Below are 24,756 nucleotides of genomic sequence, written 5' to 3' on the forward strand. Positions count from 1 at the left end.
CAATGAGCAAACCCCCAAAAACTTTTTACTGGCACGATTATGAGACTTTCGGGGCCAATCCGATGGTCGATCGACCAGTACAGTTTGCCGGTATCCGTACGGATGAAGAATTGAATATTATTGGCGAGCCTTTGGTGGTGTTCTGTAAGCCAGCAGATGATTTTCTGCCTCACCCAGAGGCCTGTCTTATTACGGGTATAACCCCGCAACAAGCATTGAGTGAAGGAGTCCCAGAGGCGCATTTCAGTGCACTGATTCATGAGCAGCTGGCCCAGCCCGGAACCTGTGGTGTGGGATACAACAGCATACGCTTTGATGATGAAATTACTCGATTTACCTTTTATCGAAACTTTATTGATGCCTATGGGCGGGAATGGCAAAACGGCAACTCCCGCTGGGATATTATTGATGTGTTGCGTCTGGCCAGGGCGTTGCGACCTGAGGGTATTAACTGGCCCGTTCATGAAGATGGGCGACCGAGTTTGCGGCTGGAAGATCTGACAGTGGCTAATGGTATTGAACATGGTAACGCTCATGATGCGTTATCCGATGTTTATGCCACCATTGCTGTAGCCAAGCTGTTGAAAACCAAACAACCCAAGCTCTATCACTATGCGCTACAGCTGAGAGACAAGCGTAAGGTCGCTGACATGCTGGACGTTCATGGTCATAAACCAGTATTGCATATATCGTCCAAGTATCCTGCAGAACTTGGAAATGCTGCGGTGGTTGCGCCTTTAGCTACCCATCCGATAAACAAAAACGGTGTTATTGTTTATGATCTTCGGATTGATCCGACTCCTCTGTTGGAGCTGGATGCCGATAGTATCAGGCAACGCCTTTACACGCCTGTATCTGAGTTGGCGGAAGGAGAGGTCCGGATACCGTTAAAAGTCGTTCATGTCAATCGCAGTCCAATTATCGCACCTGCTTCTATGCTTAATGCGGAAGAAGCTGAACGATTACAGATTTCCGGAGCCCAATGTCGTACACATCTGGCAATGTTACGCGGTCATCCGGAACTGAAAGCCAAACTGCAAGCGGTATTTTCCGAGTCTGGATTTGAGCCTTCTTCAGATCCTGATCAGATGCTCTACAGCGGTGGATTTTTTGGTCAAACTGATAAGGCCGCTATGGAGCAGATACGTACTTGTCCGGTAGACGAGCTGGCCAATCTGGATCCTTGTTTCCAGGATGGTCGTCTCGAAGAAATGTTTTTCCGTTATCGGGCTCGAAACTATCTGGAAACACTGAGTGATGAAGAGCAGCTGCGATGGGAAGAGTTTCGCCGGGAACGGTTACTTGGTGTTTGCTCCAGCGATAGTGCAGAAACTTTCAGGAGTGAGAAAACCCTTGGGTTTGAAGACTTTTATAAACGCCTCAATGAACTGGGGCTCTCAGCGGATATTACTGAAGAAAAAATGCATATCCTCCAGGAGCTGGCTACCTATGCTGAGTCCATATACCCGATGTAATTGTGCTCGTTCAGATGGGGCTCATTCAGAGAAGGACTGGTCGGTTCTTTCCACGAAGGGAAGAAGGCGCCGCCGGTGTGCTTTCGGTTGGCTTCAGGTATCTCGATGTACTGGATATTTGGTGAGTATTTCGGTGCTGAGCGCCGGTCTGCTCTCTGGAGTTATCTTGTCGGTACCTGCTTTAGCGCAGACACAAAGTGGAAATCAGGCGACGGAAAATCAACCGGCTACCGGTTCAAGGAAGGTTCCGGTTGTCGACGATCAGGGTGAAGTTGATGACAGCAGTCGGGACCCTGTGGCGGAATTCTGGGATCGTAGGCAGCGTTCGGATGATGCAGACTGGGTTACTGATCAGAGTGGCTATACTGAAATACCTGTGGATCGGATTGATGGGGATATTCCCGAAGACCAATACCCTGAAATCGTGCCTGACCGCTTTAGCGGAGGAACTCAGGATGCCCGTACCGTCTATCGAGATATGGCTGATGGATTTGATTCTGAACCCATGATTGAGACCTTGCCAGGCGATGACCCTGAATTAGCCTTGCCGGAGCCAACCGTTGTTCCTGTGGATCAATACGGAGGAATGGAATCGGTTGTTATTCCGGCAGGAGTCATTGAGAAACCGAAACTGACCCGCGAAGATATCATTTTTGAATACCTGAATAGTGCTGCAGAAGTTTCAGATACTGACGACACTAAAGCGCCAGTAACTGGCTCACGCATCCGTGAGCGAGTCACTGTGCCGATTAACGACAAGGAGTCTGCTGTTGAGGTCATCGTCGAATAAAGAGCATATTCATCACTAAGACTGAGGGGCGGGTAGTTGCTTCAAACCGCTGGAAAGTGACTGCCCGGCAGATCGGACGATCAGTTGCCTGTCACTTAAAGACTGATAGGCGCTGACCAGATCTGTGATAGAGACCTCCCGTATAGCATCGGCCAATTGCTCACGGCTATTAAATTGAAGATAACCCCTGTCAATCTCACGCCAGTACCGGTTGGTGCGATCACTGAGTTTCTGATCTTTTTTAAGCAGTTCTACTAACAAGCTTTGTTTGTAGTCTTCCAGTTGTTGCTCACTGACAGAACTGATAAGTGTCAGACTGTTGTCCATAAAGTCGCCAATATGCTGTTGAAGCTGGTTGGGGGTAGCCGAAGGTGACTGCACTACCAGGGCCAGCCCCGGGTGTTCCAGAATAGGCATTGATGTTGCAAAGACGATATAACCGAGCTGCTTTTCAGTTCGAAGCTGATTGTAGAAAGGAGGCGAAAGGATCTTAGCGAGAAGCGCATACTGGGCTCGGGATTTTAGTGTTTTGTCCGCGGATTGGATGTAAGTACTTATTGCCGAATCGTTATGTTCTATATCAAGGTCTACAACATCAACCCGCTCAGGCAATAAGATGACCTGCCCTTCTTCTACCTTCGCGTTTTCTACCCCTTTCAATAAGTGACTTTCCAGCGTATCAGACAATGCCAGCGCATCTTCCGGGAGTAAGTCTCCATGTGCCAGGGCCTCTACCTCGCCGGCACTTAGCAGCTCAGAGGCAAAGCGCTGAAGCTCTTGCGCGGTTATTGTTTTTAGCTCCTGTAGCTGCTCGTCTGGTGACCATTGTGGTTTTAGTACCTTACGGTAGATTTTATCCAGTGCCAGGGTGTAGGGTTTTTCCTTGCGACTGTTTTCCAACTGTCGAATTAAATCTGTCTGGAATATTGCCAGTCGCTGTGGGTCTACCTGGAGGCTTTTCAAGGTTTCTGCGATCCGTATCAGCAATAGTGACTGCTTATCACGATAGCCAGAAAGGCGTACGCTGAACCCCCGGATATGATCGTAGATATGAGTCTTGAATCCGGCAACATTAGCTGGATATGTGAAGCTGTTCAGGCGGTCATTGACCAAGCGCACAAAAAGACTGGTTAATACGTGATGTCTGGCCGTATCGTTGGCGACGGGAGAACGGAATGAAAAGTAAAAATCCGCTTTTGGCGTTTGAAATTGCTGTTCTTGCTTAAACCAGAGTCGATAGCCGGGGCGTGACTTAAGCACCTCTGGCATTGGGCTGGGAATAGCTTTGCGCAGCTCAAAATCACTGGCAAGGAATGGATTCGGTTCTGGTATTCTGAGACCTGGATCTATTTCGCTGCGTTTCCAGCTTTTGACTAGGTTTTGATCAAGAGACTCAAAACTGTAGGGGGTTTGATACCAGGGATCTGTCTTATTTGTTGGTATACCCTTGGCGGTTAATTCGATCAGAAGATTTTCCGGAGTCAGATAATCCAGATAGCTGTTAATTAACTGAGGGTCATAGGTTTTGTATAGGTAGTCTCCCCGAATGACCTCTTCAAGGGGGTAGCGTTTGAGATTGGAGGCCAGGTGGGTAACATAATAGATCTTTCGACCGTTCTCCTTAAAGCGGAAGGCCGTGTCACTGATTAACTTTTCCTCGTCAAAAATCCAGGACTGTACACCGGATTTTCTTATCAGTCGAAGATACTGAAAAGTCATATCGACGACTTCCTGATAACGTTGGAAACCCTCGGGAGTCAGTCCGATCTGAACTGCCAGGGTCGCGCCATGTTGATTGCTCAAACCGGCTCCGGCGCTCAAGCTTTTTGCCAGGCCTTGCTGTTTTAGTTGTTCAAGGAGGCTTCCGGGTCCTTCATGGCCCAGCAAGGCACTGATATAACGTAGCGGCTTCTTCTCATAATGAGGGCGAATAGCAGGGACCGGAAAGGTCAGGCTCAGTTGGTGTAGCTCTTTAATACTGTCTATCTTGAGGACTGCTGGTAACTTTCCGGGTTCGAACAGAGGGGCCGCTTTTTTCTCTGGCTGGTTTGATTGTCTGGGGATGGCGCTGAATTTGGTTTCTACCAGCTGTTTGAGTTCTTCCGGCGATTGAGAACCGAGTACTACCAGTGACATGTTGTCTGCGGAATAGTGTTGCTTATAAAACTGGATTAATTCATCACGAATATTGGAACCAGGGCGATCCTCAAGGGTTTCCAGGCTGCCAACGGAGAAACCGGCCATAGGGTGCTCAGGATTAATGATTTGCTTGAATGCAGCGAATCCCCGTCTTCCATCTTCTTTTAGTTTTGACTGATATTCTGAATGGACAGCATGTTTTTCCCGCTGGACGTATTCTGGTGTAAATAATGGTTCGATAAAAAACCTGGAAAACCGATCCAGGGTGGGCTCCAGATAAGTGCTGTCTATATCAAAGAAGTAATTGGTACGATCCATTGCAGTAAATGCGTTATGGGTCCCGCTGTGTTCACTGACATAAGATTGGTATTCCCCTGCTTTGGGGTATTTTTGAGTGCCTAAAAAGAGCATGTGTTCCAAAAAGTGGGCAAGGCCCTGGCGACCTTCCGGATCATCGCCGCTACCAACACCAACATCCATACTGGCGGCGGAGCGATCGGTATCAGGGTCTGAAATAACCAGTGCTTTGAGTCCATTCTCCAGTTCAAAAGCAAGATAGGAGCGCTTGTCATTAGGGCTCTTGATGATTTTACTGACAACCGAATCGGAAGCAGCTGCACCGACGCTGACTAACAATGTGGTAACACAGAATAATACCAGTGTTACAGCACGGTTGACTGAGCTTTTAAAAAGAAGAATTCCTGCTGCGGCCATTCAACGTTTCCTCGCCAGGTGTTTGTTTCAAGGGAGTTTCTATATTCCCAGCTTAGACAGGGATTAAGGCATTGGTTCCACTTAAGTCCGTTTTTACCATTATTGAATTCTTGACGGTGGGCTTATAACAGGGCTCTGCAAAAATAACACCTCTATATCCCCATCAAGTTCAACCATGGCTCAAATTCGTGCGGTACATTTTTATAGCAATGACCTCAGATATAGAAATAATCCCGGAACTGTGGGTCAGTGGTGTTTCGGCAAAACACCATTGGCCAGGTTGATCGCTCGGTTAAGGTCGTCCTTGCTTGCGTCCATCTGAGCAATCTCTCTTAAAGCGGCATAGGCAATCGCCAAGTCTTGCTCCTGCTTTTTGTACAGATCGGCAATGGCTTTATCGATAGCCTGATAGACTTCTTGAATCTGTTGGCTGCGATCTGCCGCCGGGTTAACGTTATTAAGAACCTGCAGACAGGCACGCGCTACCTGCATGTAACGTTCATCGAGTTGTTTTTTCATGGTTCTGGCTTCTGTTGATGGGACTTTAGATAATTCAATCATGCTAAGGGCGACGATGATACTGGATACTGACATGACTGGCCACGCTCTCAGCTTAACGAGAGACTTTATACCGGTTGCAACAGCGATTTTAGTCCGTCGCAGAAGGATTCATGATCTACGAATTTGATGAATTCAGGGTAAGATCGGCATCCTCTGCATCAGAGCATGGCTTTTGAAGGGGTCGATCGGATAAAATTCTTTGCAGATATGCAGTGGAGTAACCTATTGTCTATTAATGAACTTTTGTACTGAAAATAAAGATTCTGTAAGGAAATTTCAATGAATCGAGAAAAGGTTGTTTTTGCATTTTTTATTGTTTTGGCGTTAACCATTAACTTCGGTTTCTTTATTGGTGACATTGGAAATCCAGATCATCACAATGTTTACGAACTCTTTGCTGCAATCGTCGTCAGTCTGATTGCCACAGTACTGAAGTTTGGTGATCGAACACATATTGGTGCGGTCCTGCTGGCAACGAGCCTGGTGGCGGATCTGCAGTTGGTAGCAGCGGCTGTGGTCTGGGGGTATGGTGCGCAGATTAGTGCCGTCGGTTTGGATGAGGCGGCTATGGCCAGTGTGGTTTCACTGTCCGCAGGGGCGCTGTTGGCAAACATTACTTCGGTAATCTTGCTGATGGTCGAAACTATAATGATTCGACGTTAGCAATGACTGAGTGATGAACCATATACTTTTTGTTCTTTTAAGGCGTCTGCGTACTCCTCTGATTACGGTGATCATTGTCTATGCCGTATCGGTTCTGGGGTTTGTCATCATTCCCGGCGTTGATGACACCGGTGCTCCCTGGCGAATGAGTTTTTTTCATGCTTTCTATTTTGTCAGCTTTATGGGGTCAACTATTGGTTTTGGCGAAATACCCTACGAGTTTACTGATGGTCAGCGGATGTGGACCCTGGTCACTATCTACGGCACGGTTATTTCCTGGTTATATAGCATCGGTAAGATGTTGGCCGTGTTTCAGGATCAGGCATTTATCCGACTGATGAATCGATTTGCCTTTATTCGTGAAGTTAATCGCATTGGGGAGCCTTTCTATCTGGTCTGTGGTTACGGTATGACGGGAAGTCGAGTGGTCAGTCAGTTAACCCGACGGGGCATACATGTTGTTGTGGTCGATATTGAGCAGGCTCGAATAGACGCCCTGGAAACGGACAGTCTTGAGCATAATGTGCCTGGACTTTGTGCTGACGCCTCTGAACCTGATGTACTCAATGATGCTGGACTTAAAAGTCCATTCTGTGTGGGTGTTTTGCCATTAACGGATCAGGATCCGGCTAATTTGGCTATATCTATCGCCAGTAAACTATTGGTACCGAAGCTGCCGGTAATTTGCCGTACAGAGTCAGATGTGACCACCGCTAATCTGGCTTCCTTCGGTACCGATCACATTATTGACCCCTTTGTCACTTATGCTGACTATCTGGCCTTGGCGATACATTCACCATACAAGCATCTGGTCTATGACTGGCTGACTAATCCTGAGCATCGCTCGGTTGCCAGTGCCTATCAGGAGACCAATGGACACTGGGTTATCTGTGGTTATGGACGGTTTGGAAAGGCATTGCAGCGAAGCTTTAAAGGTAAACCGGTTAATCTGACAATAATTGATATCAAACCGATGGATATCAGCGCGAACGTTTCATTTGTTGAAGGCCCTGGTACCGAAGCAGATACACTGGAAGAAGCCAATATCCGTGAGGCAGTAGGGTTGATTGCGGGCACTGATAATGACGCTAACAACCTATCGATCATAATGACTGCACTGGAGTTAAATCCTAAGTTGCTAACCGTCGTGCGTCAAAATCTGAGCACAAACGATCCGGTCTTTTCTGCTGCCAAAACTGATCTTGTGATGGAGCCGAGTCAAATAATTGCCAACAATATCCTGTCGCTGATCAAAAGTACGTTGATAGGAGAGTTCCTGCACGAAATGATGACTCATCAGGATGATGTATGGGCTCATACATTGGTTAATCGAATGAGTTCAGTTGCTGGCGATGCTGAATTGGACAGTTGGGCCTTTACCGTCAACGCGGCAGAAACACCTGCACTGGAAAAAGCCATGACAGAAGGAAAAACTCTGACCCTTAATCTTTTTCTAAAAGATCCGGGAGGACTTCGACAAAATCTACCGGCATTTCCCCTTATGCTAAAGCGTGCGCAGGTATGTAAGCTATTACCGGGCGAATTGACTGAACTGGAAGAAGGTGACGAAATACTGTTTTGCGGGTTAAGTGATGCTTACTATCAGATGCAATGGATCGTCTCTAACTTTAACGTTTTCCGCCATGTTATTGGTGATGCTGATGCCTTAGGGGGTTGGTTGGGTCGCTGGTATCGAAGTCGAAAAGCTAAAATGCAGGTTGAGAAAACCGTTCCGGAAAGCGACTACTCAGAACTCTAAGAACTGCAAAATGTATAAAACGTGTAAGCGATATAGAAGGAATACTCGATGAGTAATGACTACTTCAAACATAAAGCCGGAAGTTATGAAGAAATTAATCATAGAGTTGAAAATGTTGAAAACATTGCGAATTCGATACTGGCAACTACTCAACTCGAAAAAACTATGAATATTATGGACTTTGGTTCAGGGACGGGACTGTTATTAGAGCGAGTGGCACCATACGTTGGCAAAATTACGGCGGTAGATATATCAACGGCAATGAATGAGCAGCTTGATAAAAAAAGAGCTGATTTAAACTGTGATCTTGAAATATTGGAAATGGACTTATCCAAATCATTTTTGGATAGAAAATTTGATGGGATCATTTCTTCGATGACGTTGCATCACGTTGATGATATTAGATCAATGTTCTCGAGGTTTTATGCAATGCTCAGGGACGGCGGTATTTTGGCTCTGGCTGATTTAGATCTTGAAGATGGAAGTTTTCATACTGAAGATACCGGCGTATTCCATTTCGGATTTGATCGGGAGCTATTGTTGGATATTGCTAAAGAAGCAGGATTCAAGAGTGCTGAAATAACCTCTGCAAGTACAGTTTGCAAGCCCCAAGGGGACTATTCAGTCTTTCTGTTGACTGGACATCGGTGATTTCTGTAGAACTCTTTTTGTTCAGCGCCTGGATTCAGCTGATATTTGTTGCGAGCCGATAGAAAGCCTCAGTTTTGAGCGGATATAGTGTGACAGGGAGTCTATGCAGACGTTTAGGGCAGCAGTAATGGCAATCAATACCATCGCACGATCCAGCCGAATGTCCTGTATGGCGCTGTCGATGTAAAAACCCAGAGTTGTGATACCCAGGATTCCCAGAATTGCTGTTTCCCGTTGGATTATTTCCCAGCGATAAAACAGAAAAGCCAGAAACTGATTGTAGATTCTTGGCACTACCTCGTAGGCATATCGGTTCATGCCTGCTGTCGCATCTACCCGAAGCGACAGGGTGTTGCTGTAACGCCCCATAAGGTGGGCGATAATTGCTCCGTTATGCAATGCGAGTGCAATAACGGCGGGGAGCATTGATGGGCCCCACAGGGTCAGCAGGATAAAGGCGAGAATGTACTCCGGTGTTGAGCGCATGATGACTAAAAAGAGATGGCCAAGCAAACGGCCAAATCGCTCAAAGAATAATCTTGATATCAGTGGAAACCAGATCAGAGCAATTAAGCCGGTCAGTACCAGTGCTATCTGTGTCAGCAGCAGGGTGTTGATTATGCCGGGCAATGCCTCAGTCAGAAACAGTTCTGTAAACCATTGCCATAGTCCACTCAAGCCTTCTGAATTACGCAGCGGTAAAGGCACTATATCCTGAGTAAAGAACCGACTGATATTATCCACAGAGATTTCACTGTCGTTAGCGATAATGAAAGGGGCGATCAGTATATACAGCGGTAACAACTTCGGACGTAGCCAGTAGCGCAGGCTGGCGATTACCAGATAAAAAAGAATGAGCAGCGCCCAGACTTCAGCGTAGGCTCCTTCGAGAAATGCAGTACTTAAATAGTAACCGAGAGTGGGAAGGCCGACAAAACCCAGAACCGCACTTGAGCGTAAACCACACTCCAGACGGTAGCCGGTATAGGTAACAAAGTGCTGCCATAAATCAGGTAGTCGAGCATAGAAGAACGCGGATGTCGGCCCGGCACTCTGGCGAATTGTATCGTAGGCCCGACGATCACCTTCCTCAAGTATCTCAGCATAAACCTTGGCGAAAGTGGCAGCGTAAGGGAGGCCAAGCGCCAGAAGCCCCGTCAGGGGGTGGAGGCCAAATATCTGTAAAAATATCAGCGCCCAAAATAATTCATGGATGGCTCTTACCGAGGCGCAGACGATCCTTACTAACCGCAGATGAAACAGCTGCGCAAGACCGAAACCGATCAGGCTGCCTGAGCTGACGCCCAGTATGGCAAAGGCGAGGGTTTGTAAAAGGGCTTCAAAGGGTTTTTCGATCGCGACCAGTGAAGGCTGTAATAATCCTCCGAACAGTCGGCCTAATTCTGCCCAGGGGTCATAGGTGCTAATGCTCAAATCAGCGAAGGGCAGGCATGCCAAAGCCACAAAGACGAATAACCAGCTGACTTTCCAGCGGGGTGAGCGGCGAAAACGGAGGCCTTTACTCACCGTGAGCTTATTCACCGTAAATATCAAGCAAGTCTTTGCGTACAAGACTGCCTGTCGGTTCGTCGATTGTAATCCGTCCGTTATCCAATCCGACTATGCGATCACAGTACTTGAGTGCGAGATCTATGTCGTGCATGGCTAGCACGAGGGTTTCAAAACGTTGGCAGAGAACCTTCATGACCAGATTGGACTGCTGCTCATCCAGCGAGGATACCGGCTCGTCGGCAAATAATATATCTCCGTTTTGCATTATTGCCCTGGCAATGGCGGCCCGCTGTTGTTGTCCTCCCGATAATTGTCCGATGGGTTCGAATAATTTGTCGCTGAGCTGTACCACGCTGAGAATACTTTGTACTTCTCCAACCGGTTTTTTTAGCGGCTTTATTAAGTTCAGCAGGTTATACCAGAGAGGGTGACGTCCCAGTTGCCCCATATAGACATTATGGAATAGCGATAAACTGGTGACCAGACCATAGTCCTGAGGTACCAGTGCGATATCTGTGGGTCTCTGATCGTAGAGTAATTTCAGTAAGGTTGATTTGCCTGCTCCACTTCGACCAATCAACGCCAGTTTTTGCCCTACAGGTATATGAAGCGTTATGTCTGTAAGAGCAATGCTGTCCTCATAGGAGGCGTTGGCAGAAACGAGGTGGAGCATAGCAACGGGGTTACCTGTAATTAGTCGATAAGCCCGATTTCTTTGGCAGTATCGAGAATAGGTTGATAGTCATCATTACTGGCACTGACAAAAGCACTTCTTGGAAAGGCGTCCAATAATGCTGGATCTTTCATATCCAGCAGCGCTTGCTTGATGCGAGCTTTAAATCCATCCCCCCAGACACTGTCGACATCCCCCCGAACCGTCCACTGATAATCGGGATAGGTAGGAGTTTTCCAGATAACAGATACTTTGTCAGTATCAATCTTTCCAGCCGCCAGTTCCTTTTCCCAAACCTTATAGTTTGTTGCGCCGACCTGGTAGGCACCTGACTGGACTAAGGCAATGGTGCGGGAGTGGTTGCCACTAAAACCCACCAGGTTAAATGCTTCGTCAGGGGCTTTGCCAAGATGTTCACGGATATAGAACTCCGGCATCAGGCGACCTGAAGTGGAACCTTTTGACCCAAATGTGAAGGACTTTCCGGCGATACTCTCTGGGAAGTTATCCGAGGGCTTTAGGCCGGTACTGTGATGCGCTATAAAGTAGGTTTCAAACTGAGTGTCTTCAAAACCCTGAGCAATCGCTTCAGAATCCGGGACCAGCAGGCGTGCTCTTACGCCGGAAAGTCCGCCAAACCATGCCAGCTGCACCTGATTGTTGCGAAATGCTGTAATAGCAGCCGCGTATGAATTTACCGGTACATACTTCACCGGCACTCCCAATGTTTTTGTCAGGTAATCGGCGACCTTGCCAAAACGCTGGACAAGCTGAGATTGATTCTGGTCAGGGATTGCCGAGAAGACCAGGGTTTTTGGCGCGCTGAAAACGCTGGTCGAAACACTGATAAGAGATAGGGATATCAGAAGCGAGATACCCAGACGGCGTAATAAAGTAGTCATCGTTTTTCCTTATAGTCTACAGTTGTAAATATCCAATAAGTGTAGAATTCCAAATAAGCTCAGTAATTCAACAGAATTCAATTCTTAAACAAAATTGAGTGAGCCAATAAAACCGCTCTTACCGATAAGCCTACAGCTGGCATAGAAGATCCTTCCATGCACGAGTTTCGGCTGCTTGTGTAAACAAAGATTGTCTGTTCAGGCAAGCTTGCAGCAGGTTCTGATATAACGAGGGATCAGATTCTACGCGCAGTAGAAGTTTGCTCAAAGCGTTTTCATCGCCTACCGGGTAGTAACCGGGATAATTTTCACCCAGCAGGCCTATTGACCCTTCTATATCTGAGGCTATAACCGGAACACCCGCGATAACTGCCTCAGAAATGACATTGGCCCCACCTTCCATAAGTGAGGGTAGAACAAGTAAATTAGTGCGTTGATAGACTTTCCTGATTTGGTGGTGAGCGACTTCACCATGCCATCTATAGCGCGGATTAGTATTCATTTCAGCCTGTGCTTTCTCGCTCCACTCAGCAGAGCAGGCCTTGCCATATTGATGGATCCTGATACGGCTGCTATCGGGTAAGTATCGGGCGGCAAGTGCCGGACGCATTGGGTCTTTTTCTTCCCTGAGGTGACCTGAAACAGAGACATGGAAATAACGCTTATAAGGATTACGTTTGCCAATCGGCATAGCTGACTGATAAATAACGTGCATTTTACTGCGCTGGTCTTCGGGTAACCTGTTACCGACCAGGTCGTGAAGGCCAACCAAATAGTCTGCCTGGCGAATTGACTGCAGAGTGGTATCGGGGTGGCTGTGAATAAACTGGTAAGCATCGGTGCCGGTAATGGCAAGAATCAGCGGTCGGCTTGGATAGCTTTCGGCAAATCGCTTTATTGCTTCTGCACTGCGCCAGGCATGCAGAGCAATCATCAGATCCGCTTCTTTTCCATCATAATCAGTTGCAATATCCACCCTATGGCCTAAAGACCTGAGAATGAACGCCCAGCGAGTCGCGGTAGTCCTATTACCTGCCAAGGAGTTGGCAGGGGCGGGCGTAATCAGAATGATTTGCATATTTTATTCATTCATTTTCGCTGTTGGTTACAGGGTTTGGAGACGAGCGGGGGTAAGTCTCAATCTCCTTTAATTAACCAGATCGCTCTACCTTAGACATTTTGTTATTTCTGAAATGACATAATAGATTATGCATGGGAGACTATCCTGTAATTGGTCTATCTTCAATTAACCTGATATTTGTCATTTGCTGGTATTGTCGTTGGTTTCGTTATTTATTACCTGCAGCTCTCGCAAACAAGGACATCACATGTGCAAATCTAATCCCGAAGTGATTGCCAGCCAGGCGCAGGATGCACATAACAGAACTGTTGCGCTAATAGAGGGATTGACGGCAGAGCAACTGATAGGGCCTTTGTTGCCCACGGTGAATCCATTACGCTGGGAAGTGGGTCATGCGGCTTACTTTTATGAGTATTGGGTGCTGCGTCAACATCTTAAGCAGGCCCCGATCCGCTCGGGTTCAGATACCCTTTATGACTCTATAACCATTGCTCATGATGATCGCTGGCATTTGCCCCTGCCGACCATGGATGAGACCTGCCGATACATGCAACGGGTGTTGGAAAAAATCAAACAGTGTCTGTCCGAGGGAGATGATCCCTACCGTGATTATCTGGCTCAGTATGCTGTTTTCCATCAGGATATGCATAACGAAGCCTATACCTATACCCGTCAGACGTTAAGCTATCCGACGCCTGTTATGGGTAAGAAAGATTGTCGACAGGAAGATTACCCGGTAACTGATAAGGAGGGGCGTAGCGTTGATGCCAGGATACCTGGTGGCCAATTCATGTTAGGTGCTAGTGATCAGGATGGTTTCGTTTTTGATAATGAAAAGTGGAGCCACCCGGTAACCGTACAACCCTTCAGTATTTCAAAGACCGCTGTCAACAATGAAGAATTTTTGGCATTTGTGGAGGCCGACGGCTATAACAAACAAGAATATTGGGATGAGAAAGGTTGGCGATGGCGGCAGAAAGTAAATCGTGCACATCCTGTCTACTGGCGTCGGGGGAAAACTCAATGGCAGCAGAGGCAATTTGATCAATGGCTGGACTTACCTCTGAATAAGGCGCTTATCCATGTCTGCTGGTATGAAGCTCAAGCTTACTGTCGTTGGGCTGGCAGACGCTTGCCAACGGAAGTGGAATGGGAAGTTGCAGCATCAGCTGAGCCTTCGGCTGATGGTTTGTCCCTGTCTTCCGTTAAGCGTCATTTTCCCTGGGGGAGTACGCCTCCTCGGGGTGATCAGGCAAACCTGGATGGTTTTGCGATGGGGACGATTGACGTTAGCGCCCTTGGGGCGGGGGACAGTGCTTTTGGTTGTCGGCAAATGATCGGTAATGTTTGGGAGTGGACTGAGGATACATTCGGTCCTTACCCTGGGTTTGTTGCGGATATGTATCAGGATTATTCTCAACCCTTATTTGGTAACACCAAAGTGCTTAGGGGTGGGGCATGGACTACCCGTGCACGAATGATTCGTAATACCTGGAGAACCTATTATGGGCCGGATCGTAATGACGTTTTTGCAGGCTTTCGTACCTGCGCTCTGTGAAACAGCATCCCCCGACTCCTTTTCTGAACGTTACAGGCAGCGTTGGAGATGGGGGGGAGTCGAAGGTAGATATGGTTGAAGACAGAGATTGCTGAAAGTCAATGACCATCAGCACCTTGGAGTTTAATCGTTCGTGGATTACGGATCAAAAGGATCACTTGGTGAACACTCAAAAAATTCAATTCTATGATCTACATACCACTCGAAATGAGTTTGAGAGTGACATTTTGAAAGGTCTGGCTCAACGGCCAGCAGCCATTCCACCAAAGTATTTTTATGATTCCAAAGGCTCTGAGTTATTTGATGCAATAACAGAACTGCCTGAATACTATCCTACACGCACTGAAATTGGGATTTTGACTGCTAATGCGGCTGATATTGCAAAGCGTATTGGGACCGGAAGTCTGCTGGTAGAGCCTGGCGGAGGCAGCTGTGCCAAGGTGCATATTCTTTTGGAAGGTTTGAAACCCCAGGCTTATGTGCCGATGGATATATCCAAAGATCATTTACGGCTAGCGGCCGAAGATTTAGCAATTGCTTTTCCCTGGCTGGAAATCCATGCGGCCTGCACTGATTATTCTCGTGAAATGCGTCTTCCTCCGAATGCACCCAAAGGGACACATGTTGCGTTTTTTCCCGGTTCCAGTATTGGTAATTTTAATCCTGAAGATGCCGTGGTTTTTTTAACCTCGATCGCTGAGCTGGTAGGCTCTGAGGGGTATTTGTTGATAGGGGTTGATTTGAAGAAAGATAAATCCATTCTTGAGGCGGCCTATGATGATGCTCAGGGAGTTACCGCCGAGTTTAATTTGAACCTGTTGACCCGTATTAATCGCGAACTGAAGGGAGATTTTGACCTGACTGCCTGGCAGCATAAAGCCCTGTATGATGAGCAGCGGGGCCGTATAGAAATGCATTTGATCAGCAGCGCTGAACAAACAGTCACTCTGAACAGAGGTTCCTTAAATCGAGCATCATTTTGCTTCCGGCAGGGAGAAAGTATTCACACCGAGAACTCCTACAAATACAGCACAGAGGAGTTTATTTCTTTAGCTGCTCAGGCGGGCTTCGAATCTGATGCACTCTGGTGTGACGATGAACAGTTGTTCAGCGTGCATTTATTTCGTCAGTGCCTGTCTGAAACCTAAGGAATCTATGAACAAGTCTATTCGACATCTGACCGTTCCAGTGCCCTCAGAGAACACACTGGACTTGTTCACCGGTTCCCTCATGAGTTTATTGGCAGATTCTCTAAAACCCGCGACTGAAAAAAGTAAGCGATTGAAACCCCACCAACGGTAAAGCCAACTTTGATGAAAAATAACAGTGTACCGGTAGTAAAAGATCTGGTTCTGATTGGTGGTGGGCATGCCCATGTCACCGTATTAAAAAAATTGGGAATGAAGCCTGTCCCGGGCTTAAGAATCACCTTGATCACCCGTGATATCCATACGCCTTATTCCGGTATGCTCCCGGGGTTTGTCGCCGGTCATTATGACTATGATGATTGTCATATAGACTTGGGACCCTTGGCTCGTTTTGCAGGAGCCCGTCTCTATCATTCAGAGGTACAGGGGCTGGACACGGCGAATAATCAGGTTTTTGCCAAAGGGCGGCCGTCGATAGGCTATGATTTGCTTTCCATTAATACTGGTTCAAGGCCCAATAGCATTGATATTCCGGGGGTGGATGAGTTTGCCTTGGCTGCCAAACCTATTGACCAGTTCCTGAACAAATGGGAGGCACTGGTTGAACGGGTTCGAGCCAGTGAAGGGGAGTTCAGAATTGTCGTCGTTGGGGGTGGTGCTGGTGGTGTCGAGTTAGCCTTATCGACCCAACATCGATTGCAGCAGGTACTTCGTCAGTCTGGATTAGACTCCAAGCGGCTGAGGTACCGGTTGCTGACGGAAAGCGATGGCATTATGTATATGCATAACCCTGGTGTGCGTCAACGCTTTGAACGAATACTGACTGAGCGTGATATCAGAGTGGAAACCCGAAGACGGGTCAGTGAAGTCAGATCAGATCAGGTTATATTGGATGATGGGTCAGCTGTGGCGGCGGATGCCACTATTTGGGTGACCACTGCTGCTGCTCCCAGCTGGCTTGCAGAAGCAGGTTTAACGGTCGATGACTCTGGATTCGTGCGGGTGGGGGCTGATTTACAATCCGTATCCCATGAGAATATCTTCGCTGCCGGAGATATCGCTTCGTTGCTGGAGCCGAGGCCTAAATCGGGAGTGTTTGCTGTTCGTCAAGGCCCTGTATTGGCTGATAATCTCCGTGCTGCTGCGATTGGCAAGTCTTTACGGCCCTATCGAGCACAAAAAAACTTTTTGGGGCTAGTCAGCACCGGAAACAAGTACGCAATCGCTTCTCATGGCCGGTGGTCCTATGAATCTGCCTGGTTGTGGCGAGTTAAGGACTGGATTGACGTACGCTTCATGAAGAAGTTTAACGTGCTTCCTGATATGGATGCTAAGGAGGGGCCCGAACTGGCATCAGGTATTGCCGATTCAGCTGCGATTAAAGAGCTTTCTACTTTGGCTATGCGTTGCGGTGGTTGCGGCGCGAAGGTGGGGGCTACGGTTTTATCACGGGTAATGCAACGTCTTCCTGATGAGCGCCGGGATGATGTCTTAATCGGCCGAAATGCTGCGGATGACTGTGCCATGCTGGCGATACCTGATGGTAAGGTGATGGTGCAGAGTGTCGACTATTTCCGGGCCTTCATTGATGACACCTATACCTTTGGGGCCATTGCTGCCAATCACGCGTTAGGTGATCTCTTCGCCATGGGGGCGGAACCACAGTCTGTTTTGGCCATTGCGACCGTGCCTTATGGTCGTGAACGGGTGGTAGAGGAATCACTCTACGATCTACTGACGGGAGCTTTGCATGTCTTGAAACCTACCGGGGCTGTTCTTGCTGGTGGGCATTCAAGTGAAGGGGCTGAGCTGGCTTTTGGGTTAACCGTGAATGGCCTGATAGATCCGGCTAAGGTTTTGCGTAAGAGCGGGTTAAAACCGGGTGATGTACTTATTCTGACGAAAGCCGTGGGTACCGGTACTCTGTTTGCGGCAGACATGAGAGGTAAGGCCAAAGGCCGCTGGGTGGATTCTGCGATACAGTCCATGCTGGTTTCCAACCAGAAGGCAGCCGAGTGTTTGCAACGTTTTGGCGCTTCGGCCTGCACAGATCTGACTGGATTTGGAATTGTTGGGCATCTGATTGAAATGACCAAAGCCTCACAGGTTGATGCTGTTCTGCATGTGGATGCATTACCTTTATTGGATGGCGCTCTGGAAACCGTTAAAGCTGGCATTTTATCTTCGCTTCAACCTCAGAATTTACGTCTGCGTCGGGCTATCAATGATATTGAAAGGGTTTCAAAACACCCTGCCTTTCCGTTGTTGTTTGATCCACAAACAGCGGGCGGACTATTGGCTGGAGTTCCGCTGCACCAGTCGGAAAGCTGCTTGGAGCAGCTCAAGCTGTTAGGGTATGGGGATAGCTGTATTATCGGTCAGATAGAAGAATTATCAGATCAACAAGCTCCGATAAAAATACTTTGATGTCACTGATTATCTTGGCTGTCACCAAGCTCGTGGCTGAAGTGGATTGTTGCCAGTGCTAGCACTGATGTCGAGCTGAGTCGGTGCAAGGGTAAAGATCAGAGAAAGTTTTTGACTGTGATAGGTGAGGTAAACATTTGATTAATCGGTCCCGGGTAACTGGCCAAAAGGTAACAGGTTAATTTGGATGGCCTATCTTTTACTGGTTTTGACTACGTTATTCTGGTCGGGAAATTTTGTGCTGGCCAGAGCTATGCATCTGGATATGCCACCAATCTCCATGGCGTTCTGGCGCTGGTTAATCGCCATGTTGATTTTGTTGCCCTGGGTGATGCCGAAAATTTGGGCAGAACGAACTGTTATTCGCCAGCACGGGGGCATTCTGGTACTGCTTTCAGTGCTGGGAGTGGTTAATTTCAACACTTTTATTTACCTGGGTTTGCAGAATACAACAGCGGTTAATGCGACTCTCTTGCAATCTGCTGTGCCGGTGGTCATTTTGCTGCTGTCCCGGTTTGTGTTAAAGCTCCAGATATCGCGTAATCAGTACCTGGGGATCTGTGTCTCTCTTGTTGGTGTTCTGATGATAATCAGTAAGGGGGAATTTTCGATTCTGTCTTCTATGCAGATTAACCGGGGAGATGTCTGGGTGCTGGGCGCCGTCTTTAGCTGGGCGTTTTACACTATCGCTCTCAGATGGAGACCTCAGGCGCTGAGTGGTTTAGCGCTACTTGGCTGTAATGTAATTGTTGGGGTTATCCTGTTATTGCCTCTGTATCTATGGGAAACTCAAACAGGTCGGTTAATTGAGTGGCATCAGGCCAATCTTGCCGTGGTAGCCTACATGGCAATATTCCCTTCGATCCTGGCTTATATTTTCTGGAATCGTGGGGTACAGGAACTGGGCGCTGCCAAAGCTGGATTATTTGTGCACCTGATGCCGGTATTCGGGCTGTTGCTTTCAGTTGTTTTTCTCGGTGAACATGTTCGGGGTTTCCATCTACTCGGAATCTCTTTAATATTCGCTGGCATATATCTGTCGACCTTTCTCGTCAGATCTTCGCCGGTATACAAAAACAGGAATACAAATCTATGATGCGACTGCTCTCCTTCTGCTGTGCTCTACTAATTGGTATGACATTTACCCTTGACCATGCGGAAGCAAAACGCTTCGGAGGCGGGGGTAGTTTCGGAAAAATGTTCTCCACTCCAAAAAAGGTAGCGCCAGCTCCAAAATCAACGACACCGAATGCAGGTAAGTCCGCAACCCAAACTCCAAATGCAGCGACAAAACCTCGATCTGGGCTGATGGGGGGAATGCTGGGTGGTTTGCTGGCGGGAGGATTGCTGGGAGCTCTGTTCTTTGGTGGTGCATTTGATGGTATTCAGATGATGGATATTCTGATTATCGGAGTCATCTGCTTTGTGCTTTTCCGGCTCTTTGCACGGATGAAGCAATCCCAACAACAACCTCAGTATGCCGGAGGTTACCGGCCTGAAGATACTCAACAAGCTCGTGAGCAGGCGCCGGAAACTCAACGACCACAGGCATTCGAACCGACTCCGTTAATGTCCAATGGCTTGGCAAATGAAGAGCTTGAATTGCCGTCATGGTTTAATAAGGAGGCATTTTTGAGTGGTGCCCGTCAGCATTTTGAAAGCCTGCAAACAGCCTGGAATCGCAATGATCTGGAAGAAATTCGCACTTATTGTGATGCTGAGTTGTTTGCAAACCTCGAATCTGAACGCAAAAAGCTAGGCGAAGGGACACTCGACAATGAGGTTGTATCCGTGATGGCTGAACTGCTCGGTTTTAAACAGCGTGAAGACACCGCTGAGCTGAGCGTAAACTTCTATGGTTGGATGAGAGAAGGAACCGAGGCGCAAACTACCGAGTTCAGTGAGATCTGGCATCTTACCCGGGACCTCAGCACTGAAGGTTCAGACTGGTTTATCGTTGGTATTGAGCAGCCGTAATTAAATTTCAACGGCCTTGAATGGTCAGTAATAACAAAAAAGAGGAGCCCAAAAGCCCTCTTTTTTTTTTGGCACAGGGATGTGCTTATGCCGTGGGAGCCAGGGATGGCGGGAACGGCGCAGCAGCAATTGTGCTCAGGCGTGGCGGTATTGAAAGGATTCAGCTGGAATCCCCACTACTGCTCTATTCTGCATGATCGCGATAGAAAACCCATTCTTTCTCGTTGGACTCACTGGGCACAAAATAGTAGCCTTCGGAGTCAAAATCCTTAATTGAATTAGGCTCTTCAAGGCGATGCTCGATAATGTACCGAGTCATCAGGCCACGGGCTTTCTTTGCATAAAAGCTGATGATTTTATACTTGCCGTTTTTATAGTCTTTAAAGACAGGAGTGATAACTTTAGCGCTCAATTGTTTTGTATTGATCGACTTAAAGTACTCGTTAGATGCAAGATTGATCAGTGTCTGGTTGTGTTGATCCTTAAACTCATTGTTGAGGCGTTGAGTGAGGATATCATTCCAGAACTCATAAAGGTTTTTTCCGCGAGAGTTCGTAAGCTTTATCCCCATCTCCAGTCGGTACGGCTGAATAAGGTCAAGAGGACGTAACAACCCGTAGAGACCTGACAGTATCCGCAGATGCTGTTGAGCAAATTGCAGATCCCTGGTGTCCAGAGACGAAGCGTCCAGACCTGTATAAACATCGCCTTTAAACGCTAAGACTGCCGGCTTAGCATTCTGGCTGCTAAAGGGGCGCGTCCATTGCTCATAACGGGCGGCATTGAGTGAGGCCAGCTTGTCACTGAGTTTCATTAATGTGGCAATATCCTGAGGGGACAGTTCCCGCATTCGGTCAATAAGTAACTGCGACTGATCGAGGAAATCTGGCTGGGAATACTCATCAATATGAGGCTTAGTCTCAAAATCTAATGTTTTGGCTGGGGAAACCACAATAAGCATGGATCTACTCTCAGGTTAGCGTCTTAACATGGGGGTGGTGTTTTTCGAACGGAACACGATTCAACTTTGTGACTAGCTGCACACATACGGCAATTCTCTTATCTGCGAATAGCCACGTAGCCAGAGCATACAATAAAAGGCTTATGTTGAAGCTGGCCAGTTCCAGAGGCCAGTATAATCAAAACGCTGGAATATCCCAGCGTTTTGATCAGATAAAGACAACGGAAAGTTGTTAACCGCTTGGCGGGTTCATCTGTTTTAAGAATGTAGCAGTATGTTTAGCTCATCGACGACTTCCGACCAGTCAGAATCCTCCGTCAATGCCTGTTGTAAAAACTGCGCCTGCCCCGGAGACCAGAAAGGTGCGCCTTCCAGCGGATCGAGACCCGTCTGAGTTCGGTGCTTTGCAATAAACTTTTTAATATTCTGTTCATCACTCGGTAAGCCGAGTTGATCAAACAATGTGCTTAATGTGTGGCTACTCATGTCCATGGTATTTCCCCCAACAATCATCGAATCGTACCTAATTCCCCGTCGTGCAGATTGATGTTCTCAGGCTTAAGGTTTTGCACTTATATTTTTAGAATTATGCAGACCTGACTTCCAACATGAATCCGAATGACTACTCATCAGTATAGTTGAGCATTTTTCTACCATTGATATTGATAGTCAGTTTGATGATGCTTGACTGGAGTTGGCGTTCTGAAAGCGAAAATCGATTTTACTTTGGGAGAGTTACGCAAGGTGTCAGGATTTTGGTACAGAGTCTCAGTTGTTGGGACTAACTTATGGCTGGGTTGAGCGGCCGTCTATTCTTTGGAGCGGTTCCAACGATGTCTGACCAGCATAGCAAGAAAAACTCCAACAGAAACCAATAGTCCCAGCAGTATTTCATTGTTCAGGGAGGAGCCCGTTATTGAAACAGCATAACTGGCAGCTCCGGTGAACAGTAGTCCGCTGAAACACATCATGAGAGCAGTCGCCAGGTATCCCAGCAGGCTTAATGGTTGGTATCGTTTGCCCTCGTAAATCAGGTAGGCGCAGGTTATGGCGAATGTTATCGCTATTATCCAGGAGCCGATATCATGAGCATTCAAGAGTTGTCCTTTTTATCATTCGTTTTTATCAATCGCTTTTTATCAATCGAATAGGCGGACTCTAAAACCCATCCCCGGTCAGGTAAATTCGACCATTGTCGGTAGTGGATTAAGATCGTAGATAGCGGATTTAACGGATATGCCGAAAATTAAGATTTAACGTGTTGATAAAGCTCACGCATGGCGTTGTCAGGATGCTTTCCTGTATGATAAGCGCCACTTATTTTTCTATGGAGTCTCTGACATAAGTCCAGCCTGTTAAGCTATTGGCTATGGTAACTGGCCCCTGGCTCAAAGAACTGGCTTAGAAATTCCCCAAATCATTGTTGCTGTGAACCACCAGTAGAAGAGATCATGACCAAGACACGTGTACTAACCGGTATCACTACCACGGGAACACCTCACCTGGGAAATTACCTGGGTGCTATTAAACCAGCAGTTAAGGCGAGCAAAGATAAAGATCTCTGCAGTTTCTTTTTTTTGGCTGACTATCATGCCCTGATCAAATGTCATGACCCCGCACGGGTTGCTCAGTCCACCCGTGAGATTGCTGCAACCTGGCTTGCCTTGGGTATGGACGCTGACAATGCCACCTTTTACCGTCAATCTGACATCCCTGAAATTACTGAACTCACCTGGATGTTGACCTGTGTTACTTCGAAAGGTCTGATGAACCGCGCCCATGCTTATAAAGCATCAGTGGATGAAAACCGCAATGCTGATAAGACTGATCTCGATGATGGGGTCACGATGGGTTTGTTTAGCTATCCCGTGCTGATGGCTGCGGACATTCTGATGTTTAATGGTGAAAAAATCCCGGTTGGCAAGGATCAGATCCAGCATATTGAAATGGCCCGGGATATAGCAGGTCGCTTTAATCACACATTTGCAGACCTCTTTACGTTGCCTGAAGCCATGATCGATGAGGATCCTCTGACTATTTCCGGTCTGGATGGTCGCAAAATGAGTAAAAGCTACGACAATACGATCCCGTTGTTTTGTAGTGAGGATCAACTGCGTAAGCTGATTAACCAGATACACACGGACCTGAGAGAGCCCGGAGAACCAAAAGATCCTGATACAAGCACTCTGTTTGAACTCTATTCGTCATTTGCCAGTGAAGAAGAAACTGCCGCTTACCGCGTCAAATTCTATGAAGGTATTGGCTGGGGAGATGCTAAGAAAGAACTGTTTGAATACCTTAACAATTACTTGAGTGAACCCCGTCAGCGTTATACCGAACTCATGAATGATCTGGGGGCCGTTGAGCTTGTTTTACAACAGGGGGCTGAAAAGGCTCGTGAATATTCTGTTCCGATGCTGAAAAAGGTTCGTGAGGCTGTCGGTATCCAATCACTTAACAGCACTATTACAGTGGCTGCTGAAGGGGCTCAGAAGAAAAAGGAAAAATCTGAAGAGCAGATTGCCCGAGCTGAAGAAGGACGTCGTCGTGGTATCCTGATGCAGCTGAAGCCGGTACTTGATAAGGTTGCTAATGCCGAGGACTCGGTGGCCGCCGCTCGTGAGGTACTGGAAGAAAAAGAGCAGCAGGTAGCAAGCCTGAAAAAGAAAGCGAAACAAAAGGCTGAAAATGAACTGGCTGTTTTACAGGAAGAGTTTGCCTCGCTTTTCAGTTAAGGCTGAACTAGACCAGCAGGTTAAGCTCAACATCAAGACTCACAAGGGTTGTCGTCGGCCGAATGAATATCAGTTTGCTGAGTGAATGGTATTGTTGTCAGAAGTCGGTAATAGGGGGATGGGATGAACGAGTATCGTACTCTGGTTGATACTGATACGTTAGAGCAGAATTTGGATAATCCCAGCTGGATTGTTCTGGATGGGCGATTTGACCTTATGGATACCGAGTCCGGTAGAAATGCCTATCTGGAAAGTCATATTCCTGGTGCTCAGTATGTTCATCTGGATGAACAGCTGTCTTCAGCTATAACCCCGGACAGCGGTCGTCATCCCTTACCGCGGGTGGAAGAACTGGCTGGCTGGTTTAGTGGAATTGGAATTAATCCAGGTACTCAGGTTGTTGTTTATGACAGTATGGGGGGAGCCATGGCTGCCCGTTGCTGGTGGTTACTGAATATGCTCGGGCATACCAGGGTTGCTGTGCTGGATGGTGGTTTTCCAAAGTGGAAGCAAGCGGGGAAAAGAGTCTCTTCGAGTGTGGGAGTTAGCAGGGCAACCTCTGTTGGTGCCCCCACCTCCATCGCTACTGAGTCGTCAGGTATACAGCCGTATTTTTCCTGGAACTCTGATGGAGTGGTAAACGTCGACGAAGTCCTTGAAAACCTGGATACGGAGGCATTCCTGCTAATTGATGCCAGAAGCTCTGAACGTTTCCGCGGAGAGCAGGAGCCGATAGACCCGGTAGCTGGTCATGTCCCTAAGGCGCTGAATCGAGCCCTTCAGTTAAATCTGCAGCCCGATGGCTGTTTTAAACCTGCAACTCAACTGCGGCAGGAATGGCACCTGCTGCTTGGTGCTCGAGAACCTCAGCAGGTTGTTCATATGTGCGGTTCTGGTGTTACCGCTTGTCATAATCAGTTATCGATGGAACGGGCCGGGCTGACTGGCTCTCGGATCTACGCCGGCTCATGGAGCGAGTGGATAAGGGATTTTCAGCGACCGATTGCAACTGTCTGATCTTAAAATCATA

The 24,756-nt window shown here is 47.5% G+C and carries 21 protein-coding genes; 12 read left to right on the forward strand and 9 right to left on the reverse strand.

The genetic code is table 11. The features are described 5' to 3' along the window. The first annotated feature begins 2 nt into the window (after positions 1-2). Both sbcB and BGP75_RS07660 read left to right on the forward strand, forming a co-directional pair. Complete coding sequence (gene sbcB / locus BGP75_RS07655; protein WP_076717254.1) at positions 3-1,475, forward strand: exodeoxyribonuclease I; 1,473 nt, start codon at positions 3-5, stop codon at positions 1,473-1,475. Between the two features lie 121 nt (positions 1,476-1,596). Beyond that, complete coding sequence (locus tag BGP75_RS07660) at positions 1,597-2,265, forward strand: hypothetical protein (RefSeq protein WP_076717256.1); 669 nt, start codon at positions 1,597-1,599, stop codon at positions 2,263-2,265. 15 nt (positions 2,266-2,280) lie between these two features. Here BGP75_RS07660 and BGP75_RS07665 read toward each other — a convergent pair whose 3' ends face one another. Both BGP75_RS07665 and BGP75_RS07670 read right to left on the reverse strand, forming a co-directional pair. After that, positions 2,281-5,118, reverse strand: a complete 2,838-nt coding sequence (locus BGP75_RS07665) for an insulinase family protein (RefSeq protein ID WP_083704682.1) — start codon at positions 5,116-5,118, stop codon at positions 2,281-2,283. A 246-nt stretch (positions 5,119-5,364) separates the two neighbouring features. Continuing rightward, positions 5,365-5,712, reverse strand: a complete 348-nt coding sequence (locus BGP75_RS07670; protein WP_083704683.1) for a hypothetical protein — start codon at positions 5,710-5,712, stop codon at positions 5,365-5,367. Between the two features lie 246 nt (positions 5,713-5,958). Here BGP75_RS07670 and BGP75_RS07675 point away from each other — a divergent pair, with 246 nt between their 5' ends. The 3 genes from BGP75_RS07675 to BGP75_RS07685 are packed head-to-tail and all read left to right on the forward strand — an operon-like array spanning position 5,959 to position 8,752. Then, the gene (locus BGP75_RS07675; RefSeq protein WP_076717259.1) at positions 5,959-6,342 is read left to right on the forward strand and encodes a DUF6394 family protein; all 384 of its coding nucleotides are present in this window, start codon (positions 5,959-5,961) and stop codon (positions 6,340-6,342) included. 13 nt (positions 6,343-6,355) lie between these two features. Beyond that, positions 6,356-8,101, forward strand: coding sequence for a TrkA family potassium uptake protein (locus BGP75_RS07680; protein WP_076717261.1), 1,746 nt, complete (start codon positions 6,356-6,358; stop codon positions 8,099-8,101). 48 nt (positions 8,102-8,149) lie between these two features. Continuing rightward, a complete protein-coding gene (locus BGP75_RS07685; RefSeq protein ID WP_076717263.1) occupies positions 8,150-8,752 on the forward strand; it encodes a class I SAM-dependent methyltransferase in 603 nt (200 codons plus the stop codon). 21 nt (positions 8,753-8,773) lie between these two features. Here BGP75_RS07685 and BGP75_RS07690 read toward each other — a convergent pair whose 3' ends face one another. The 4 genes from BGP75_RS07690 to senB form a co-directional block, all read right to left on the reverse strand. Then, positions 8,774-10,279 (reverse strand): ABC transporter permease, encoded by a 1,506-nt coding sequence (locus BGP75_RS07690; protein ID WP_076717676.1) that lies wholly within the window; start codon positions 10,277-10,279, stop codon positions 8,774-8,776. A gap of 7 nt (positions 10,280-10,286) precedes the next feature. Next, entirely contained in the window at positions 10,287-10,937 is a 651-nt protein-coding gene (locus BGP75_RS07695; protein ID WP_076717265.1) for an ATP-binding cassette domain-containing protein, read from the reverse strand. A gap of 20 nt (positions 10,938-10,957) precedes the next feature. Continuing rightward, on the reverse strand, positions 10,958-11,839 hold the full coding sequence (locus tag BGP75_RS07700) for a putative selenate ABC transporter substrate-binding protein (protein ID WP_076717267.1): 882 nt from the start codon (positions 11,837-11,839) through the stop codon (positions 10,958-10,960). A 130-nt stretch (positions 11,840-11,969) separates the two neighbouring features. Further along, entirely contained in the window at positions 11,970-12,917 is a 948-nt protein-coding gene (gene senB / locus BGP75_RS07705; protein WP_076717269.1) for a selenoneine biosynthesis selenosugar synthase SenB, read from the reverse strand. Between the two features lie 250 nt (positions 12,918-13,167). Here senB and senA point away from each other — a divergent pair, with 250 nt between their 5' ends. From senA to BGP75_RS07730, 5 genes are all read left to right on the forward strand, one after another. Continuing rightward, positions 13,168-14,478 carry a selenoneine synthase SenA gene (senA, locus tag BGP75_RS07710; RefSeq protein WP_076717271.1) on the forward strand — a complete coding sequence of 437 codons (1,311 nt, stop codon included), beginning with the start codon at positions 13,168-13,170 and terminating at the stop codon, positions 14,476-14,478. A gap of 161 nt (positions 14,479-14,639) precedes the next feature. Then, complete coding sequence (gene egtD, locus BGP75_RS07715) at positions 14,640-15,626, forward strand: L-histidine N(alpha)-methyltransferase (protein ID WP_076717678.1); 987 nt, start codon at positions 14,640-14,642, stop codon at positions 15,624-15,626. Positions 15,627-15,791: 165 nt separating this feature from the next. Beyond that, positions 15,792-18,053 carry a selenide, water dikinase SelD gene (gene selD / locus BGP75_RS07720; protein ID WP_076717273.1) on the forward strand — a complete coding sequence of 754 codons (2,262 nt, stop codon included), beginning with the start codon at positions 15,792-15,794 and terminating at the stop codon, positions 18,051-18,053. 187 nt (positions 18,054-18,240) lie between these two features. Then, positions 18,241-19,149, forward strand: a complete 909-nt coding sequence (locus BGP75_RS07725; RefSeq protein ID WP_076717275.1) for a DMT family transporter — start codon at positions 18,241-18,243, stop codon at positions 19,147-19,149. Then, complete coding sequence (locus BGP75_RS07730) at positions 19,146-20,030, forward strand: Tim44 domain-containing protein (protein ID WP_076717278.1); 885 nt, start codon at positions 19,146-19,148, stop codon at positions 20,028-20,030. Before BGP75_RS07725 ends, BGP75_RS07730 begins: the two co-directional genes overlap by 4 nt. A gap of 184 nt (positions 20,031-20,214) precedes the next feature. Here BGP75_RS07730 and yaaA read toward each other — a convergent pair whose 3' ends face one another. The 3 genes from yaaA to BGP75_RS07745 all read right to left on the reverse strand — a co-directional run bounded on the left by yaaA (position 20,215) and on the right by BGP75_RS07745 (position 22,088). Beyond that, the gene (gene yaaA, locus BGP75_RS07735; RefSeq protein ID WP_076717280.1) at positions 20,215-20,991 is read right to left on the reverse strand and encodes a peroxide stress protein YaaA; all 777 of its coding nucleotides are present in this window, start codon (positions 20,989-20,991) and stop codon (positions 20,215-20,217) included. Positions 20,992-21,249: 258 nt separating this feature from the next. Next, positions 21,250-21,483 carry a DUF2789 domain-containing protein gene (locus tag BGP75_RS07740; RefSeq protein ID WP_076717680.1) on the reverse strand — a complete coding sequence of 78 codons (234 nt, stop codon included), beginning with the start codon at positions 21,481-21,483 and terminating at the stop codon, positions 21,250-21,252. 317 nt (positions 21,484-21,800) lie between these two features. After that, a complete protein-coding gene (locus tag BGP75_RS07745) occupies positions 21,801-22,088 on the reverse strand; it encodes a hypothetical protein (RefSeq protein WP_076717283.1) in 288 nt (95 codons plus the stop codon). Between the two features lie 354 nt (positions 22,089-22,442). On the opposite strand from BGP75_RS07745, the gene BGP75_RS07750 reads away from it, so the two are divergent. Together BGP75_RS07750 and BGP75_RS07755 are read left to right on the forward strand one after the other, a co-directional pair. Next, the gene (locus tag BGP75_RS07750; protein WP_076717285.1) at positions 22,443-23,726 is read left to right on the forward strand and encodes a tryptophan--tRNA ligase; all 1,284 of its coding nucleotides are present in this window, start codon (positions 22,443-22,445) and stop codon (positions 23,724-23,726) included. Between the two features lie 123 nt (positions 23,727-23,849). Continuing rightward, complete coding sequence (locus BGP75_RS07755; protein ID WP_076717287.1) at positions 23,850-24,743, forward strand: sulfurtransferase; 894 nt, start codon at positions 23,850-23,852, stop codon at positions 24,741-24,743. Positions 24,744-24,756 lie beyond the last annotated feature (13 nt).

Source organism: Motiliproteus sp. MSK22-1, assembly GCF_001968815.1.
Classification (GTDB): domain Bacteria; phylum Pseudomonadota; class Gammaproteobacteria; order Pseudomonadales; family Balneatricaceae; genus Motiliproteus.

What these genes read in the sequence shown, in the direction of transcription:
- BGP75_RS07740 (WP_076717680.1), bottom strand. Translation starts at nt 21,483, where the DNA reads ATGGACATGAGTAGCCACACATTAAGCACATTGTTTGATCAACTCGGC.
- BGP75_RS07670 (WP_083704683.1), bottom strand. Translation starts at nt 5,712, where the DNA reads ATGTCAGTATCCAGTATCATCGTCGCCCTTAGCATGATTGAATTATCT.
- BGP75_RS07665 (WP_083704682.1), bottom strand. Translation starts at nt 5,118, where the DNA reads ATGGCCGCAGCAGGAATTCTTCTTTTTAAAAGCTCAGTCAACCGTGCT.
- senB (WP_076717269.1), bottom strand. Translation starts at nt 12,917, where the DNA reads ATGCAAATCATTCTGATTACGCCCGCCCCTGCCAACTCCTTGGCAGGT.
- BGP75_RS07730 (WP_076717278.1), top strand. Translation starts at nt 19,146, where the DNA reads ATGATGCGACTGCTCTCCTTCTGCTGTGCTCTACTAATTGGTATGACA.
- selD (WP_076717273.1), top strand. Translation starts at nt 15,792, where the DNA reads ATGAAAAATAACAGTGTACCGGTAGTAAAAGATCTGGTTCTGATTGGT.
- BGP75_RS07695 (WP_076717265.1), bottom strand. Translation starts at nt 10,937, where the DNA reads ATGCTCCACCTCGTTTCTGCCAACGCCTCCTATGAGGACAGCATTGCT.
- BGP75_RS07725 (WP_076717275.1), top strand. Translation starts at nt 18,241, where the DNA reads ATGGCCTATCTTTTACTGGTTTTGACTACGTTATTCTGGTCGGGAAAT.
- BGP75_RS07700 (WP_076717267.1), bottom strand. Translation starts at nt 11,839, where the DNA reads ATGACTACTTTATTACGCCGTCTGGGTATCTCGCTTCTGATATCCCTA.
- BGP75_RS07750 (WP_076717285.1), top strand. Translation starts at nt 22,443, where the DNA reads ATGACCAAGACACGTGTACTAACCGGTATCACTACCACGGGAACACCT.
- BGP75_RS07685 (WP_076717263.1), top strand. Translation starts at nt 8,150, where the DNA reads ATGAGTAATGACTACTTCAAACATAAAGCCGGAAGTTATGAAGAAATT.
- sbcB (WP_076717254.1), top strand. Translation starts at nt 3, where the DNA reads ATGAGCAAACCCCCAAAAACTTTTTACTGGCACGATTATGAGACTTTC.
- yaaA (WP_076717280.1), bottom strand. Translation starts at nt 20,991, where the DNA reads ATGCTTATTGTGGTTTCCCCAGCCAAAACATTAGATTTTGAGACTAAG.
- senA (WP_076717271.1), top strand. Translation starts at nt 13,168, where the DNA reads ATGTGCAAATCTAATCCCGAAGTGATTGCCAGCCAGGCGCAGGATGCA.
- BGP75_RS07755 (WP_076717287.1), top strand. Translation starts at nt 23,850, where the DNA reads ATGAACGAGTATCGTACTCTGGTTGATACTGATACGTTAGAGCAGAAT.
- BGP75_RS07675 (WP_076717259.1), top strand. Translation starts at nt 5,959, where the DNA reads ATGAATCGAGAAAAGGTTGTTTTTGCATTTTTTATTGTTTTGGCGTTA.
- BGP75_RS07680 (WP_076717261.1), top strand. Translation starts at nt 6,356, where the DNA reads ATGAACCATATACTTTTTGTTCTTTTAAGGCGTCTGCGTACTCCTCTG.